Annotated in this window: 9 protein-coding genes and 4 pseudogenes; 7 read left to right on the plus strand and 6 right to left on the minus strand. The window is 61.2% G+C overall.

What is annotated here, in order from left to right; all coding sequences use genetic code 11:
* Positions 1 to 71: 71 nt before the first annotated feature.
* The gene (locus tag K5Q19_RS21480; RefSeq protein WP_292949481.1) at positions 72 to 563 is read right to left on the minus strand and encodes an ATP-binding protein; all 492 of its coding nucleotides are present in this window, start codon (positions 561 to 563) and stop codon (positions 72 to 74) included.
* 107 nt (positions 564 to 670) lie between these two features.
* Positions 671 to 2,752 carry a ParB/RepB/Spo0J family partition protein gene (locus tag K5Q19_RS21485; protein ID WP_082739432.1) on the minus strand — a complete coding sequence of 694 codons (2,082 nt, stop codon included), beginning with the start codon at positions 2,750 to 2,752 and terminating at the stop codon, positions 671 to 673.
* A 356-nt stretch (positions 2,753 to 3,108) separates the two neighbouring features.
* Between K5Q19_RS21485 and K5Q19_RS21490 the strand changes: the two genes are divergently transcribed.
* Entirely contained in the window at positions 3,109 to 4,104 is a 996-nt protein-coding gene (locus K5Q19_RS21490) for a hypothetical protein (protein ID WP_292949485.1), read from the plus strand.
* Positions 4,098 to 4,853, plus strand: coding sequence for a hypothetical protein (locus K5Q19_RS21495; protein ID WP_066213774.1), 756 nt, complete (start codon positions 4,098 to 4,100; stop codon positions 4,851 to 4,853). The genes K5Q19_RS21490 and K5Q19_RS21495 overlap by 7 nt, the downstream gene beginning before the upstream one ends.
* A 180-nt stretch (positions 4,854 to 5,033) precedes the next feature.
* Here the strand turns inward: K5Q19_RS21495 and K5Q19_RS21500 are convergent, their stop codons facing one another.
* Positions 5,034 to 5,480, minus strand: coding sequence for a MarR family transcriptional regulator (locus K5Q19_RS21500; RefSeq protein ID WP_066213771.1), 447 nt, complete (start codon positions 5,478 to 5,480; stop codon positions 5,034 to 5,036).
* 91 nt (positions 5,481 to 5,571) lie between these two features.
* Between K5Q19_RS21500 and K5Q19_RS21505 the strand changes: the two genes are divergently transcribed.
* The 3 genes from K5Q19_RS21505 (at position 5,572) to K5Q19_RS21515 (ending at position 11,466) form a co-directional block, all read left to right on the plus strand.
* Positions 5,572 to 6,744, plus strand: a complete 1,173-nt coding sequence (locus K5Q19_RS21505; RefSeq protein ID WP_082739431.1) for an efflux RND transporter periplasmic adaptor subunit — start codon at positions 5,572 to 5,574, stop codon at positions 6,742 to 6,744.
* Positions 6,731 to 9,877, plus strand: coding sequence for an efflux RND transporter permease subunit (locus tag K5Q19_RS21510; RefSeq protein WP_082739430.1), 3,147 nt, complete (start codon positions 6,731 to 6,733; stop codon positions 9,875 to 9,877). Before K5Q19_RS21505 ends, K5Q19_RS21510 begins: the two co-directional genes overlap by 14 nt.
* A 125-nt stretch (positions 9,878 to 10,002) precedes the next feature.
* The gene (locus K5Q19_RS21515; protein ID WP_066213818.1) at positions 10,003 to 11,466 is read left to right on the plus strand and encodes a TolC family outer membrane protein; all 1,464 of its coding nucleotides are present in this window, start codon (positions 10,003 to 10,005) and stop codon (positions 11,464 to 11,466) included.
* A gap of 168 nt (positions 11,467 to 11,634) precedes the next feature.
* Here the strand turns inward: K5Q19_RS21515 and K5Q19_RS21520 are convergent.
* Positions 11,635 to 11,799: pseudogene (locus tag K5Q19_RS21520) on the minus strand (transposase); the annotation flags it as partial.
* 116 nt (positions 11,800 to 11,915) lie between these two features.
* Between K5Q19_RS21520 and K5Q19_RS21525 the strand changes: the two are divergent.
* Positions 11,916 to 13,212, plus strand: a pseudogene (locus tag K5Q19_RS21525) (IS110 family transposase).
* A 209-nt stretch (positions 13,213 to 13,421) separates the two neighbouring features.
* Here the strand turns inward: K5Q19_RS21525 and K5Q19_RS21530 are convergent.
* Positions 13,422 to 14,205, minus strand: a pseudogene (locus K5Q19_RS21530) (IS3 family transposase); the annotation flags it as partial.
* A 200-nt stretch (positions 14,206 to 14,405) separates the two neighbouring features.
* Between K5Q19_RS21530 and K5Q19_RS21535 the strand changes: the two are divergent.
* Complete coding sequence (locus K5Q19_RS21535) at positions 14,406 to 15,281, plus strand: alpha/beta hydrolase (protein ID WP_066213761.1); 876 nt, start codon at positions 14,406 to 14,408, stop codon at positions 15,279 to 15,281.
* Between the two features lie 506 nt (positions 15,282 to 15,787).
* Here K5Q19_RS21535 and K5Q19_RS21540 read toward each other — a convergent pair.
* Positions 15,788 to 17,401: pseudogene (locus K5Q19_RS21540) on the minus strand (strawberry notch C-terminal domain-containing protein); the annotation flags it as partial.
* Positions 17,402 to 17,475: the final 74 nt, after the last annotated feature.

The following is a 17,475-nucleotide window of genomic DNA, read 5'->3' on the forward strand; positions in this document are numbered from 1 at the left end:
TCTAGCAGGACTGGCCCATTTTTAATCCGGTGCTACCGGCCGATCCGTGGCCCCTTTTATTCCCGGTGTTCTCAAGCGGCTTTGACTGCTCGGTCGAGGTGCCCATCCCTGATGGCGTCGAAGGTGAAGGAGATCGTTGTTCCGCGCGGACCCTGCCAGGGCAGGACATCGATGTCGGCCTCACCCGTCCAGGCCGGTCCGGTAATCGCCAGCGAGAACGACGCTGTGGCGCTGGCCGAACTGACGACAGTGTCGCGCCCGGCCAAACTGAAAAAGCCCATCCCGGCAGGGTCCTCGCGGGCACGACACTCATCCGACCAGTCCGACTGGCCAAGCGAAACGAGATTGGCCGGATCGTCGATCCCCGCCCCGTCATCGCTGACGGTAATCACGCAAGCATCTTCGAGATGCAGCGCCGAAATGGCGACCATGCTCGCGCCAGCACGGCGGGCGTTCTGCAGCAGTTCGTTGAAAATATCGTCGAGCGATCCGTTGAAAATGCGGGTGACTTTGGAGATCGCCTCGGGCGAGACCCGGGCGCGCAGCTTGGCGGTGGTATTCATGGGGGCGAAGCCTTCCTATGCGTAAATGGGGGCCGCCGCGCATCACAATCAGGATGCGCGGCGGCCAGTTTGCCCGGAAAATCAGGTGGTGCAGTCAGGCGAGGCGGTCAGGCGTCGAGCAATTCGGGCTCATCGACGGCGTCATTGGACAGTTCGTCCTCGCCGACATGCTCTGGAGCCCCTTCGCCGGAGGGTTCGTCAGAGACTTCAACCACGGCCGCGTTCTTCGGCTCGACCCCACCTTCCCTTGCAGCCTCCCCGGTCGCGATGACGCGGAACCGCATATGATCGGGAACCCATGCAAGCGCGGCTTCCTTGACCTCAGGCGCCACGATGGTCTCGCCCGCGAACAGTCGTTCGCAGGAGGCCGAGAGGTCGCCCTTCTTCGAGCCCATGAAACTCGCCGCCATGGTCGGACCGCCAACTTCGTTGATGTGCGCGAGCAGCGTCTGCTTGCTGACCCGGTCGAAGTAATTGGCCGCGGTCGGCCGCCAGTGGCTTGCCGCGTTGATCGCCATCAGGCTCGCCAGATGATCGTGGAGATCGATGGGTTCCGCGCCGGACTGGCCGGGCTTGCGCGGCGCACCCATGCTGGCTTCGAGACTGCGCGCGGCGCAGTAGGAGAGCCAGCTCGCCTTGGCATCGTCGTCGAGCGCGCTGAAGGCGGTAAACCGATCGACGGTGCGGTCGTGCTCGGTCCAGCTAGTGTCGAGCGTTTCGCGCATATCGGCCATCAGCATGTGCGCCGGGGATTCCGGGTAGTTTGCCAGATAGAGCGAAGGCGAAGGAGCCCGGATCGTGGTGCCATGCGCCTGCGCGCCGTACGTATGGCCCGCATCGGCAATCGCGAAGATCATGTAGTCGAGCGCGATCGCCGGGTTCGAAGCGAGATTGATCGCGAGGATATCGCGGCGCTGCACCGCCAGTTCGTCGACCAGCTTTTGCGACAGCGGTTTTGGCTTGTTGTCGTCAACTGGTTCGCCATTGCCTTCCGCGCCGCCCGGACCCGCCGCCTTGCGCCGTTGCATCGGCTTGTCGCTGTAGAGGCCACTGTCGATCACCGGTGTGCCATCGGCATTGATAGTGATGAAACAGCCGACATTGGGCTTGAGTTCGTCCGGTATCACAGGCGGCTTGTCGTGGATCGCGTCATAGGCTGCAGTTGCGGCGTCCCAACGTGCCTGGAAGTCGGTTGCGCCAACTTCGTCGTCCTCGTCGATATTCTCGCCTTCGGCTTCGAGCGCCGAGATGGTTTCCAGCAAGTGATCTGCCTGGGCCTGTTCTTCGTCCGAGAGCGGCGCTGGATCGAGGTGAACCTGGTGGAGTTCTTCGCTGGCGCTGTAAGGCACGCGGGTTTCAAGGACGGGACGGACCCAAGCGTAGCCGCTACCCGCAGCGACATCAGCGGCGAAGGTCTGCAGCTTCTCGCCCGCGATGCGCTGGGCGATCTCGGGATCGATCCAGGTCTCGCTGGCGTCGTCGGTGAACAGGTCGCGTTCGATGCGGCCGCCAGCCGCGAGGTATTCTGCCTCGGTCGCGAGGCGGGCGATCGGCGAATTGGATTTGATCGCACTGTTGGTGATCATGCGGCGAATGGAGTCGGGCTGGTTGCCCTGCCAGCTGTTCGACAGCTCGTTCCACACCAGCATCTGGCGCTCACGGTTCGGGCTTGTCGCGTAGGCCTTGGCAACGTCCAGCGTGATCTTGCCTTCCTCGAGCGCGGTGAAGATCGGATCGGCCAAATCTGCGAGCCGCATACGGCCCTCGATGAACCGCCGTGTCCGGCCAAAGCGCTTTGCGATCGCGTCGAGATCGCTGCCTTCGCCCACGAAGTGCTTGTAGGCGCGGATTTCATCGGTCGGGGTCATGTCGAGACGAATGATGTTCTCGATCAACGACAGTTCGGACTGCTCAGCGGCATCGATGTCGAGCACCCTGCAGGGCACCTCGTAACCCTTGTCGATCTTGCCGCCCGCGAGAAGAAAATTGAACGCGCGCAGGCGGCGGCCACCGGCTGTAACGTCGAACATCCCCTTTTTCTTGGCAGGGACAACGATCAGGTTCTGCAGCAGGCCCTTGGCCTCGATGCTGGCGGCGAATTCCTCGATAAAGAGGTTGCTGTCGTTCTTGCGGACATTGGCTTCGGAAAGCCGCAGCTTGCCGAGTGGGATCATCTGGATATCGTTCATCATGGTTCTCCTGAGACCGGAATGGCCGAGCCCATCGGCTCAACCCCTTCCAGCCCCCCTCCCCTCACGGTTTCAGGATTTCCCTGGTCTTGGAACGGCAACGTCGGACGCCTAATGGCGCGGTGTGCCAATGCGGCTTGTTCGGACGGTGAGGCATAAATGCCGGATTTATACCTCACGCGGAGGGCGCATCTGCACCGACTGCGCCGGCCTGCATGCGGAGAATTTGGGTTCCGGGCCGCTGTATCGTGAGCTATTTTTTGTATGGCGCCCGCCAATCTAACATCACAATAGACTTTTAACAGTAGTAATGTTAGATAGGCCTTGTGATGTTAGAACGAGTCCCTGAAGCGCGGTTGGAAGCGCTCGCCGAGGCTGCGGAAGCGTATGTCGATGACACGTTCGGAGAGCGGCTTGGCCTCGTGCCGGTCGCACCCACCAATCTGCCTCATTTCATCATTGACCGCTACGCGATCTGGCAAGGTTCGCTGAATGGCCGCACGCTGCTGCTCATGGCCATCAAGGAGATCCTGCCGCCGGGATCAGGGGCCACGGCGCAGTATTTGAAGCACCGCGACCTGGTTCAGCGCGAACTCGGGGCCGACCTGGTGCTCTTGCTACTCGACCGTGCCCCGAACGCGATCCGCCGTCAGATGGTGGATCGCAAAATCGGCTTCATCGCATCGGGCGCGCAGCTTTATGTCCCCGAGGCGTTCCTGGATTTGCGGGAGCGCGCGCCGGCATTCGCGATTGCCAGCGCCGCGTCGATCAGCCCCACCACGCAATTCCTGCTGCTTGCAATCATGCAGGGCCGCGGCCTGGGCGATCTAAACCTCACCGAACTTGCGGACGATCTTGGCGTATCGATCATGAGCATCAGCCGGACCCTGGATGAGCTAGAGGCGCTCCAGCTGGCAAAGGCTCACCATGTCGGTCGGCAGCGCCGTCTGCACATGCTGCTTCGTGGCCAAAAACTATGGGAAGCTGTTCAGGCGCAGCTCCAATCGCCGGTTCGCAAGGTTCGGGTCGTCTACGCACAGGACGGGGAGAAGATCGGACCGCTTGCCGGGACAAGTGCGCTTGCCCGCTACACCATGCTGGCCCCTCCCCGGACCGAAACAAGAGCCATTCTTGCGGCGAGTTGGAAGAGCCTTGCAGTGGCAGATACGCTGAGGCCTGCCACGGCCTTCGATGACGAGCGCATCGAGGTTCAGACGTGGACCTACGATCCGCGGATTCTCGCAAGGAATGGCGTTATCGACCCCCTCTCGCTGTACCTCAGCGTCAGGGGGAGTCCGGACGAACGCGTTGCACAAGCGGCGGAAGAATTATTGGAGCCATTTGAATGGTGATCGGGGTCGATCGCTTTCGGGCGCACTTTGCGGGCCACGAGCATCAATACGTGTTGATCGGCGGGGCTGCCTGCGAACTGATCATGGACGAGGTCGGCCTCGACTTTCGTGCTACCAAGGATTTGGACATCGTCCTGGTTGTCGAAGCGCTGGACAGCGCCTTCACCGAGCGTTTCTGGGCCTTTGTCGAAGAAGGCGGTTACGAGGTCAGGGAGCGCAGCGAGGGAGCGAAGGTTCTGTACCGCTTCCAGAAGCCTAAGGCGGGGGATTTTCCCGCAATGCTCGAGCTGTTCTCGCGCGCGCGCGAGGGACTGAAGCTTTCGGAGGATGCCCACCTGACGCCGCTCCCAATCGACAAGGCAGCCGCCAGCTTGTCGGCAATCCTACTTGATGAGAGCTACTACGATTTTCTCAAGTCGATGGTCCGCGAAGTCGGCGGCATCCCCGTGCTTGGCGAGGCGGCAATCATCCCGTTCAAGGCACGCGCTTGGCTCGATCTTACCCGCCAGCGCGAAGAAGGAGGCAATGTCGATGAGAAGAACATCCGCAAGCACCGCAATGACGTGGCACGGCTGCTGCAGCTGCTGAGCCAGGAGGCCCGTTATGAATTGCCCAGCTCCGTCGCTGACGACATGCGGTCGTTTGTGGAGCAGGCAACGGCCGAGGCCGATTATGACCCCAGGCAGTTCAAGGTGAACATGACGCGAGACGACGTCGCCACAAGGTTGCGTGCTGCCTACCAGTTGTGAGCAATGAGGTTCTGCAGAGCCGAAGCCCACTCGGGTGTCAGACCCGCCCCCCTATCTCGAACATTCGAAGTGAGGATGGAACTCACCGACAACTGCCATCCGTTCACCAGCCATTCTGACAGCAGCTTCCCTCCCGATCCAAGACGTCTGCGCGCCCGAGTTCTGACGACGGACAGCGTGTCATGATCGACGAAGGTTAGCTGCCAGCATTTCAAGTGTCTTACGGAATTCGTTGATGCGGTCATCAGGCATATCCCGGAGCAATTCGGTATATGTTGCATCGGCTTCGAGACGCAGCCTGGGCAGCAAATCCCGGGCCTTGGGCGTGGCATGAACAAGCTGCAAGCGCCGATCCTTTGAAGAGCGCATCCGTTGGACCAAACCGTTCTCCTCCATCTTGTCCAGAGCAAGGCCAATCGTCATGCGTTCGAGTTCGAGGCACCGCGCCAATTCGGTCTGCGACATCCCGGGATCACGCAGCAGGTAAGCGAGGATACGCCATTGGGTGCGACTGAGGCCATGCGCATGCGTGCGTTCGTCGAACTTTCGACGCAACGATCTCGGCACTTCTTCCAGCAGGAAGGCGAGTTCGTCGAGTGGAGTGGGAAAGGTTTCGTCCGCCTTCATTTTGCAAGCGCCTTATGAGCCACCATCACGGTCCCGCAAAGCATTATTAAAGCGCTTTACGATAATCCCTCTTACAGTCTATGCAGCGTCCATGCATCCCACTGCCATTAAACTCAATCCCAGACAAAAAGGATTGCCACGTCAAGCGGCGGTGGCCGCGCTGCTTCTTCTCTCCCTTGCCGGCTGTGGCTCGCAATCTGGTGATGCGGAAAAAACCGCAGCCGCCTCGGGACAAGGCGCAACCGAAGTCGAAACAGTGATCGTCGAGCGGTCGAACTTGTCCCAACCGGTTCAAGGGCGAGGAACGATCGCGGCATTCCAGCGCAGCAACCTCGGAGCGCTTGTCCAGGGGCCTGTCGATCGAATCTTCGTCCGCGTTGGAGACAGAGTCGCCAAGGGCGCACCTCTGTTTCGCACGAGGCAGGCGGACTACCAGCGCAGGCTGAACGAGGCTCTCGCCGCGGTGAGGCTCGCCCGGGCAGAAGCGCAGCAGGCCGAACGCACCAATGAGAGGGTTCAGGCGCTGAAGCCGCGCGGCTTCGTATCGCTATCGCGCGTCGACGAAGCTGAGACGGCGGTCGCAGTTGCCAAGGCTCGCGTTTCTCAAGCCGAGGCCGTGGCCGCGACTGCACAGCAAGCGCTCAATGACACCATTGTGCGAGCGCCCTACGACGCCGTGGTGACGAGCCGCAATGTCGATGAGGGTGTCTACCTCAGCACCTTTGGAGTGGGTGGACAATCGTCAATTCTGGAAATTCAGGAAGTCGCTTTCGTCGCGGCGATCGTCAGCTTTCCTCAAGACAAGCTCGGGCAAGTCCAGCGGAACCAGCCCGCACACCTGTTCATCGAGGGCTTCGCCAAGCCGTTCGAAAGCTACGTAGCGGTCATCAATGATCGAGTGGATGCCCAGGCGCGGACCGTCGAGGTCAGATTGCCGCTGCGCAATCCCACTTATGAGGTGAAGCCCGGACTTTCGGTGCGCGCCGAAATCTCGGCACCGCCGACACCAGCGCTGATCTTGCCTCGCCGCGCCATCGCCGGAGACAGCGCCGCGCCCTTCGCTTTCGCGGTCGCCAATAGCAGCGTCCGCAAGGTCGCGGTTCGCATCCGGTCGATCGATTTCGACCGGGTGGAAATCCTGTCGGGCCTCAATGCGGGGCAGCGGGTCGTACTCAATCCCCCGTCGATGTTGCATGACGGGATGAAGGTGAAGGAAAGACGGGCAGTGCCCGCGAAAACTGGTTCAGACAATGTGGCTCGTTGACGTTTCGATCCGGCGACCGGTCTTTGCCACAATGATGATCAGCTCGTTGGTGGTCATGGGATTCGTGGCCTTTCGAGGTCTGGGCGTCGATCTCTTCCCGAAGATCGAATTCCCATATGTTTCAGTGCAGACCACGCAGCCGGGGGCTGCCCCCTCGAGCATCGAAACCGAAGTGACAGACAAGATCGAGGAGGCGGTCAATTCGATTTCGGGGATCCGCCAGCTCCGGTCGGTCAGCGCGGACGGGCTGTCGCAGGTCAACATTGAGTTTGAGCTCAATGAAGATCCCGATGTGAAGGCGCAGGAGGTGCGCGACAAGATTTCCGGAATTGTCGCCGATCTGCCTGACGATGCGGATGCGCCCATAGTTGAACGGCTCGATCCTGACGCGGCACCTGTCGTTTCGGTGATGATTGCCGGCGAGCAGCCCGTCGCGGAACTGACTCGCTTTGCCGATGAAGTAGTCAAGGAACGGCTGCAGCGCATCTCCGGAGTCGGCTCGGTCACCCTGGTTGGCGGTCGCGACCGGGAAATGCGAATCTGGCTCGATCCATCGAAGCTGAAGGCGGTTGGCCTGAGCGCGCCCGATGTCCTCAGGTCGGTCCGGAACGAAAACGCCCAATTGCCCGGCGGGCGGTTGGAAACCGAAGCGCGACAACGCGAATTCGGTGTGCGCACGCTTGCCGAGGCCCGCACCGCCGAAGAGTTCAAGCAGATGATGCTCGCCCATCGCGAAGGCGGGCGCAGCACCCGGCTCGACGATATTGCCCGGGTCGAGGATTCCGTGACCGACGAACGAAGCTACGCACAACTCAACGGCGTCGTCGGTGTTGCGCTCGAAGTGCGGCGCCAATCCGGGCGCAACACCATCGAGGTGGCCAAGGCCGTCATGGCCGAAGTCGCTGAGCTCCAGCAGAACGCGCCACAAGGCATGCGTCTGGTCGTAGCCCGCGACATCTCGCGCTTCATCGAATCCTCGATCGATGACGTACTGTTCGATCTGGTATTGGCCGTAATCCTCGTTATCGGAATCACCTTTTTCTTTCTGCTGTCCTGGCGAGCGACTGTCATTGTCGGACTGGCGATCCCGACCTCGATCATGGCGACTTTCTTCATTTTTGGGGTGGCCGATTTCACCGTCAATATCATGACGATGCTTGCCCTGACGGTCGCCGTCGGGTTGCTGGTCGACGACGCCATTGTTGTAGTTGAGGCGGTCGAGCGCGACATCGAGGCCGGCCTGAGCCCGCCTGAGGCGGCCGCTTCTGCCACCCGGCGAGTGGCGCTTGCGGTTCTGGCAGGCACATTTGCTACGTTGGCGGTATTCGTCCCGATCTCGGTGATGGAAGGTATTGTTGGACAATTCCTGATCCAATACGGGCTGACCATTGTCTTCTCGGTCTCGGTATCGTTGCTCGTTGCGCTTACGCTCACACCGATGCTGGCATCGCGTTTCATGCGGCTCGAACATCGTGACCACGGCTGGCTTGGGCGGATCGAAAACTTTCATCGGCGCATGGCGGAACGCTACGCTGAGCTTGTCGCCTGGACTTTCAGTCACACAAAGCTCGTCATTCTTGCTGCGGCAGGGAGCCTGGTGATTGGCGGTATTTTTGCCTCAATGGTCCCATCGACCTTCCTTGGCGAAGCGGACCGCAGCGAGTATCTCGCAACGGTTAAGCTGCCTTTGGGCACTGGCATCGCCACTGCCCGCGATGCGGCTCTGCGCGCTGATGCGGCCCTGCGCAGAGACGATCAGATCAAACTGGTCTTCATCACGGCTGGCGCCGGCATAAGAGGGCGCACAAATCTTCTCGAATTCTACGTCGAGACGACACCCAAACGTGGTCGGTCCGTATCGCAAGGCGAACTCATGAACCGCGCACGTACGACACTCACCAAAACCTTTCCCGAGGCGGTTGAAATTTCGATCAACGAAGTGCCTTGGGTGTCGGGCGGCGGGGTCGCCATGAATCCGATAGAACTGGTGGTCAGCGGCAGCGACATCAACCGGATCGCCCAATATGCCGCGACGCTGGAAGAGCAGTTCCGCGCCGATCCATTATTCACCGACATTCGCTCGACATATGAGGGCGGCCGGCCCGAGGTCCAGGTGAGGTTGGATCGGGCCCGAGCAACCGATCTTGGCGTTGCTGCGCGCGAAGTCGCGAGTGCCACGCAGATCATGCTGGGCGGAGTCGAGGCCGGGACATTTGAGGTAGGTGGCAGGCGCTACGATGTGCGGGTTCGTATGGAGGAAGACCTTCGCCAGTCGCTTTTCGATCTTGGCCAATTACCGGTTCGTTCCGCAAGTGGGGCACTGGCAGACATGGCTTCAGTCGCAGACATCGGCGTGGAATCCGGGCCTACGCAGATCGACCGGCTCAACCGTGCGCGTCAGGTCACCATCATCCTCAATCTCCCACCCGGAACCGCGCTGGGCGATGCGGACGCGCGCGCCGACGAGATCGTCGCGGACTTCCCGCCGCCTGCCGGAATGACTATCCAGAAAGAGGGCATGGCGCGCCGACTGGGCGACACGTCGTCGGCAATCATAGCCGCCTTTGTCCTCGCTTTGATCGCGCTCTACATAGTGCTCGCCAGCCAGTTCGATCGCTTTGCTCAGCCTTTGCTGATCATGCTGACCGCGCCGCTGTCCTTTTCGGGGGCGTTTTTTGCCATGTGGGCGGCCGGGCAGCAAATGAGTCTCTTTGCCCAGATCGGTCTGCTGGCCCTGATGGGTATCGTCATGAAGAACGGCATCCTCCTCATCGACCGTGCCAATCAGTTGCGCGAAGAGGGACGTGGGGCACACGAAGCCATGTTACAGGCTGCGCCAGAACGTCTCCGTCCGGTACTGATGACCGCGATGGCTGCCGTCTTCGGGATGATTCCGGTCGCCCTTTCCCAATCAGACGGAGCGGAGTGGCGCAATCCCATGGGCTTCATCATCATCGGTGGCCTGACGACATCGACCTTGCTGACGTTGGTGGTGATCCCGGCAATCTACGTGGCCGTGGCGGGCGTCGGAAGCAAGTTGGCCGGAATTTTCGGAAACAGGGGCCGGTTGATCGACGTCGTTCCAGAACAAACTCCAGATTCAACGTCTCCTCACAAACCGCGGCTGCCATGAAGCAAAAGCGCACCGGCGTGCTGATTGGCCCGGCACTGACTGAAAAATACGGCTGGAAAGAGGGCGACCGGGTGCCGCTGAAGTCGCTGCTCTCGGCCAATCGCGATCGCGCTACGGGCAACCTGATGTTGAGACAGTACTCATCGTTGAAGCCCGCCCTGCTGGCAGGACTTGTTGCCGCATTGCCTGCGCCGTTGCTGGCCGACGATCTGCGCGATGCGCTAAACGCGGCCTATGCCACCAACCCGTCGCTGCAAGGCGCGCGGGCCCAGCAGCGAGCGACAGACGAAACCGTGCCGATTGCCCGCGCCGCCGGTCTGCCCTCGCTGCAGGGCGCATCAAGCTACACCGAATTTCTCAAGAACAGCGCCAACAATTTTACCTCGCCCGACCGCGCTTTCGATTCCTCCTTACAGCTTAGCGTGCCGGTCTATTCGGGCGGCGGCGTGAAGAATTCGGTGCTCGCAGCAGAAACGCGGGTGAAGGCAGGGCAAGCCGATCTGCGCGGTGCGGAGTCTGGTATATTCAGCCGAGTTGTCGCCAGCTACATGGACGTGATCCTTGCCGAAGCCGTCGTGGGCCTCAATCGCAACAATGTCGAAGTCCTCACAGTCAACCTGCGGGCAACGCGTGACCGTTTCGAGATCGGCGATCTGACCCGCACCGATGTGGCCCAGTCGCAGGCTCGGCTGGCGCTCGCTCAGGGCGATCTGCGCTCTGCACAGTCCAGCCTGATTGCCGCGCGCGAGTTCTATCTGTCCATAGTTGGCAAGCCTCCCGTGGCGCTGCAACCGCCGCCACCGCTGGCCGGTCTTCCGGACACGCCGGCTGAGGCCACCCAAATCGCGCTCGACAACAACCCAGACCTGATCGCAGCGCGTCAGCGCAGCACTGCTGCTGGTTTCGATGTGAAAGCGGTGAGTGCATCGCGCCTGCCACGGATTAGTGTGTTCACCGGACTTGGCTATACCGACTATCTTGGCACGCTCGGTGGCACAGCAGCCGGCACCGGTGCCTTTACCCAGAGCCAGACGACAGCACAGGCAGGCATTCGCGCGTCCATCCCCATGTTCCAGGGCGGGCTTCCCGCAGCCCAGCGCCGTCAGGCACAGGCGCGGGAGAACGCGACGATGGAGCAAGAGATCGCCATTGAGCGTGAGGTCATCGCCACCGTCCGCGCTGCCTTTGCCTCTTGGCAGGCTACCGACGAGATCATCGCGTCGAGCCAAAGCGCAGTCGATGCTGCAACTCTCAGCCTTGAAGGGGTGCGCGCCGAAAACAGCGTCGGCAACCGCACCATTCTGGATATTCTCGATGCCGAGCGTGAGTTGCTTCAAGCCCAGACCCGCCTCGTCACTGCGCGGCGCAATGCCTATGTCGCGGGATTCTCGCTGCTCTCAGCGATGGGCATGGCCGAGGCACGCGACCTCGGCCTCGATGGTGGCCCGCTGTATGATCCCGATGTCAACTACCAGCGCGTGCGCGGCAAGGTGTTCGACTGGGACAGTGACCCGGCACCCGTCGCCAAATCCACGCGAACGGTTGACTCGGCACCGCAAGACGGGGCACCGTCTGACGTGCCGGAGTGAACGACGGCACTGGCTGAATATTCGCTAATTATTTTCAGTTTGCGTTGTTTGGAGGCCCCCATTTGGGAGGGATCCCTCCGACTCTAGTCGGATACTGGCTTCAGCCCCAGTATTGCGTGATAGCCTGTAACCTTGGGAAAGTGGACCATACGTCCTTAAGGTGGTTCCCTCGGCAGCCTTGGCATCGACGGCGCGGTAAATGCCCTTCAGCGCGGTCACCAGCGGCTTGCGGTCTTTCCATGAGAGGAAGTCCGTCGAGTTCCGGAGCAGATGGACGATGCAGGTCTGGACCATGGCCTCGGCGAAAACGGCGGTGATCGCCTCGGGCGATCCGTGCCTTGGAAAACTTCGTCCTCATCATCGCTCACTCCGTATCCTGGCCCTATGATCTAACTGGAATTTTCCAGCTCAAAACGGTCCAAGATTCCGGGCGCAGGTCATGACCGACCATGACCAAGCGTAGTTCTACTCCCGCCGATGCCGTGCTGGTAGCCATCGATATGTCCAAGCACCGTCAGGAGGTGCTGATTGAACGCCCGGAGGGTGGCCGGCGGCGGCGCATGACGGTGATGGCCACCAAGGCGGATTACGACCGTCTGGCGGCCGACCTGGCGGACATCGGCAGACCTGTCATCGTCGGCTTCGAAGCCACCGGCAACTACCACCGCACATTGGCACACCGGCTGCTATCTGCGGGATTCGAGCTTCGCTTGATTTCGTCGGTCGCGTTGGCCCGGACGCGCGAGGCTCTGCACAATGGCTGGGACAAGAACGATTCCAAGGACGCCCAGGTAATCCTGCACATGCTGCAGATCGGCGCGACCCAGCGCTACGTCGATCCGCTGGCCGCCGGTATCAACGATCTACAGGAGATGTCGAAGACGCACGAAGCCATTTCAAAGGCTAAGACCCAGACATGGCATCGGATCCTGACACACTATCTCCCGCTGTACTTCCCAGAGATCGAGCGCTTCGCAGGCAACAGCAGGTCGGATTGGTTCCTGGCCTTGCTCGAGCGGTTTCCAACGCCAACGAGCATGACAGCGCTCAGCCAGGAGGCCTTCACGCGCGAGGCGTGGTCACTGGTCGGCCGCAAGGTCTCTAAAGCCCGCTTAATCAACGATATTTACGAGACTGCCTGCGCGTCGGTTGCATTGCCGATCGGCGAAGATTCCGTCTCCATCGCCATGTTCCGCATGGTCATCGCGCAAGCGCGAAGCCTGATCCGGCAACGAGACGAGATCGAACGAACAGCCCATGCCCTGCTTAGCGAGAACCGTGATTACCAGCTCCTGCGAATGATCCCCGGGATTGGGCCGATCAACGCGCTGACCATCCTCGCGGAGGCCGGCGACCTTCGACGATTTGCTCACCACCGCCAGTTTTTGAAGTTCTGCGGCCTCGATCTTGCCACATGTCAGTCCGGCACATTCCGCGGGCGGACCAAGCTTTCAAAGTACGGCAATGCTCGGCTCCGCCGTACCTTCTGGATGGCAACCCAAGTTGCCATCCGCCAGCGCGACAACAGCTTTCGCGACAAGCTCGGGCGATACGTCGCCGGGCATGCAAACGACCCTGATCGCCGCCGAAAGGCGATGACCGCACTCACCGCCAAGATGGCGCGTGTCGCACACGCCGTCATCAAGACGGGAACCGAGTACCGTCCGTTCCTGGAACGGGCGGACACCAGATGGAAGGACCCCTCTCTGTGGAGCCGTGAGGGCGCAGCTGCGACCCTGTAGATAATGTTCGGGCCTTCCATCTGGCATCTGCATCTCATCTTAAGGACGGTGAGGACCACGACCCCCAAGATCGATGGATCCTGTGTTTGCTATGGCCGAGAGCACATTCCTTGACGATGGAAGCCATCTGGATCAAAAAGACAGCAGCGCCGATCCTGATCGGCGCAATGAGATCTGCTGGCCTGTTGCCGCTGCTGCTTCCCAACATAGGACGTTGTCGCTGACGATCATGCCCGGCTTGCCGCGCTCGACGATCAGATCGCTTAGCTCGCGCACGACCCTGCGTCCCGAGATCGACGTATCCGGCACCGCGCGCAGGCACTCGCGGGTCACATCGTCGACGATGTTGAGCACCCGGAACCGGCGTCCGGACGCCATCTGGTCGTGCACGAAGTCCAGGCTCCATCGCTGGTTGGGCAGCGCCAGCACGGGCGCCGGTGCGCGTGCACCAATGGCGCGACGCCGGCTCCGCCGACGCCGGACTTCCAGCTTCTCCTCGCGGTAGAGCCGCTGCGTCTTCTTGCGGTTGATCACCACGCCCTCGCGACGCAGCAGGATGTGCAATCGGCGATAGCCGAACCGACGGCGCTGCTGCGCCAGCTCCCGCAGCTTCAACCGAAGCTCGGTATCATCATCCCGCTGCGACCGGTAACGCATGCTCTTCCGGTCAGCGCCGATAACTCGACACGCCCGCCGCTCGCTCATCCCCAGGACCGCCTGGAGACGAGCGACCGCCTCTCGCTTCGCAGCGGGCGTTACCAATTTTTTGCGAGAAGATCCTTCAGGCCCGCGTTGTCCAGCATCGTCTCGGCCAGCAGCCGCTTCAGCTTGGCGTTCTCATCCTCGAGCGCCCGCAGCCGCTTCGCCTCCGAGACCTCCAGGCCACCATACTTGGCCTTCCAGTTGTAGATCGTCGCGTCGGACACGCCGTGGCGCCGGCCTCGGCCTCCTTCAGCACGCCAATGATCTGCTCTTCCGTGAACCTCAATCGCTTCATCGTCCGTCCTTCCTTCAGGGCCGGACTCTAATCATGCGTGGAGGAAAATCAGGGGGTCACGTCACCGCCCACCACATCACGTCACTTCTGCCAAAAGGCAGATCATACAATATGCCACGAACTCTAGATTCAGGTGACTGGCGCCAAACTCGAATATTAAATAGACTTTTTTGTAAATCGCCTTACAGTATAATGCCGTCATGTCGGATCAATCAATCACATTCGCCGGTCAGTCGGGCCTTACCATTGCGGCGTCGATAAATGGCCCGGAACGCGGCTTTCCGGTCATTCTGGCGCACGGAGGCGGGCAAACGCGCAGAGCGTGGAAAGCCGTGACCGAGCTACTCGCCAGCCACGGATTCCGGACGATTGCGGTCGATCTGCGCGGGCATGGCGAAAGTGCATGGGCGAGTGATGGGGCCTATCATATTTCCGATTTTGCGGCAGATCTCGTCGCGATCGCTTCGGCGATCGGGAAAAAGCCAGCCATAATCGGCGCGTCCCTTGGCGGAATAGCCGGGATTATGGCTGAGGGAGAATGCGCACCGGGAAGTTTCAGCTCGCTCACCTTGGTCGACATCACGCCCCAGATGGAACCCGGCGGCGTCGCCCGCGTCGTCGGTTTCATGACCGCTCATGCGCGTGAGGGTTTCGCCTCGACGGAGGAAGCCGCACGGGTCATTTCCGAGTATATGCCGCACCGGCCGAGCCGAAAGGCATCGTCCGGGCTCGCAAACTACCTGCGCCGCAAGGAGGATGGACGCTATTACTGGCATTGGGATCCGGCGTTCATCGACGGAATGATGCGGCGCCGCGGGGACTCCAGCGATCAAGGGAGCGCTGAACTCAGTGCAGCGGCGGCCAGCCTCAAACTGCCCGTGCATCTGATCCGGGGCGGTTCGAGCGACCTCGTCTCGCCGGAAGCCGTCAAGCATTTCCAGGGTCTCGTCCCCCACGCGGCATACAGCGACATTGCGAATGCGACGCACATGGTCGTTGGTGATCAGAACGACGCTTTCGGTCAGTCGATCGTCAACTTTCTGCTTCGCACCCACGGATCGGAGCTGAAATCGTGATCCCCCTGCCGCGGAGCCGAGCTTCCGAACGGGATCCGTCACTGGCACTCTATGGACACGGCGCAAAGTGGTTATTTGATCGAACCACAAGCAATGGACGCCCCTCAAAATTCCGAGGCCAAAAGCACGCGAAGCTCGCCTCTTAGATCGAGGAAGGCCCACGCCGGGCTCCTCATGGCGGCGGTCGCAGCCGTCCTACTCGGCTTGTGGTGGCATCTGGATTATCAGTCCCGAAGCAAAATTCTGCAAACCACCAATGGCGCCACCATTCAGGCGCATTCGGTAATTGTCGCGCCCAGGGTGGGCGGCTAATTCGCTCGCGTTTTCGTTGCCGAGAACCAATCTGGCCTGCACCGGTGACTGCTTACCCGCGATTTGTCCCTGAATCCGGACAGTCCTAAAGGTCGAACATCGCCGTCGTTTCAATTATGCAGATATCGCCTGCTTGATGGCGTGAAACGCGCCGCCCATCAGACGGGTACCCTCAGCACGACTTACCTGATTGCTCAGGTCTGGACCGCAATGCTGGTGATGATCGCGTCCGCCCGATCGAGGGGCACGAACACCCGCGTCTTGTAAGCGATGATCTCGGTGAAGCAACCCTTAGCCTTGAGTTCGGGAATACGGGCAGCTTCGGCACCCGCAATCTCGATCCTTCGGGAACCGTTCACGCGGGATGTGCGAATGGTGAAATTGAGTGGGTGCGGCGCCTTCCAGGTGCCCCCGCCGAGGATGGCGGCTGCAATTTTAGCCGGATCGGTCGGCACCTTGCGACTGACCCCGAGCTTCTCGAGGGTCGCGTCGACGTAAAGGTCGTGGACATGGCGGCCGAGCCAGGAAGCGCCCGATTTGTCGACAATGCGGTTGACCGTGAGGTCTTCCTTCGGAAGCGCACCCCAAATGGGCAGTAGCAAGCCGGTCGCCAGGTACACCGTCTCGGTGACCAACTGGCTTTCGTCGGCGGCGTACTCCGCTTCCCAAAGCTTCGCGAATTCTGCCTCCGACGCGGTTTCCCACGCCGATTCTGCAAGGCGTTCGGCGTGAAGGTATTCGCTGCGCAAGGGGCGGACGAGTTCGTGCCGGTGGATGGTGTTGCCTTCCTCGTCCATGTGCGACGGAGCCCGGATTGCCAGTGCGACCTTCCCCGACTTCTCGTTGCGCAGGAACAGTGGCTTGTCATCGTAGGACGCCAACTTGAGCACCCGCTCAAGCGACAGGACCTTGCGGCGCTGGGTGAGCGACAGTTCGAGGAGGTGGGAGGTCGCGCCGGTCACGGGGTCGGTTCGGATTACCGTATCCGATAGCACCTGGCAGGCCTCAACCGAGATCGTCTCGACGCCAATGTCGAATGTCCCAGCTTCCTTGGCGGCCGCAACGCGGGTTTCGACAAGGGTTAGGAACTCGTCGAAGATGGCGTTCTGCACCGCGATCTTCATGGCAAGAAGGCGATTGAGCCAGCGCTGGATTGGCGGCAGATCCTCGCGCAGCACACCGTCCTGGTCGGTAAGTTCGAGCCCGCTCATCGTCTGGAATTCGGCAAAACTGGTGCTCTTAAGCTTGCCGGTGGTGAGAAGCCCGTACCAGTCGTGCACCGCATGCTTGGCATAACTGCTCTCGAGGTTGTCGGCGGCGTCGAACATGCCCTGCCCCCCGGTCTGGCGCTGCCCGCGCGTGAGCGCCCCCAGCGCATCGAGTCGCCGCGCAATGGTGCTGGTGAACCGGGCTTCGCCCTTGCAGTCGGTGGTAACGGGGCGGAACAGCGGCGGACAAGCCTGATGGGTGCGGTGCGTGCGGCCCAGCCCTTGGATCGCCCGGTCGGCGCGCCATCCAGGTTCAAGCAGAAAATGGACGCGGCGCTGCTGGTTTTTGACATCGAGGCTGGCGTGATAGCTGCGTCCCGTACCGCCGGCGTCCGAGAAGATCAGGATGCGCTTGGCGCCGGTCATGAACGCGGTGGTTTCGGCAAGGTTGGTGCGCGGTGATCGGCTTTCGAGGCGCTGCTGTCCGTGTGCATCGCGGACAAGCCGCTTCGACCGTCCGGTCACCTCGGCAACAGCACTGGTGCCGTAATGTTCAAGCAGGGCATCGAGCGCGGTCGGGATCGGCGGCATCGCGCAGATGAGAACACCGGGAATAAAAGGGGCCACGGATCGGCCGGTAGCACCGGATTAAAAATGGGCCAGTCCTGCTAGAC

It is taken from the genome of Novosphingobium sp. (assembly GCF_019748365.1).
Taxonomy (GTDB): domain Bacteria; phylum Pseudomonadota; class Alphaproteobacteria; order Sphingomonadales; family Sphingomonadaceae; genus Novosphingobium.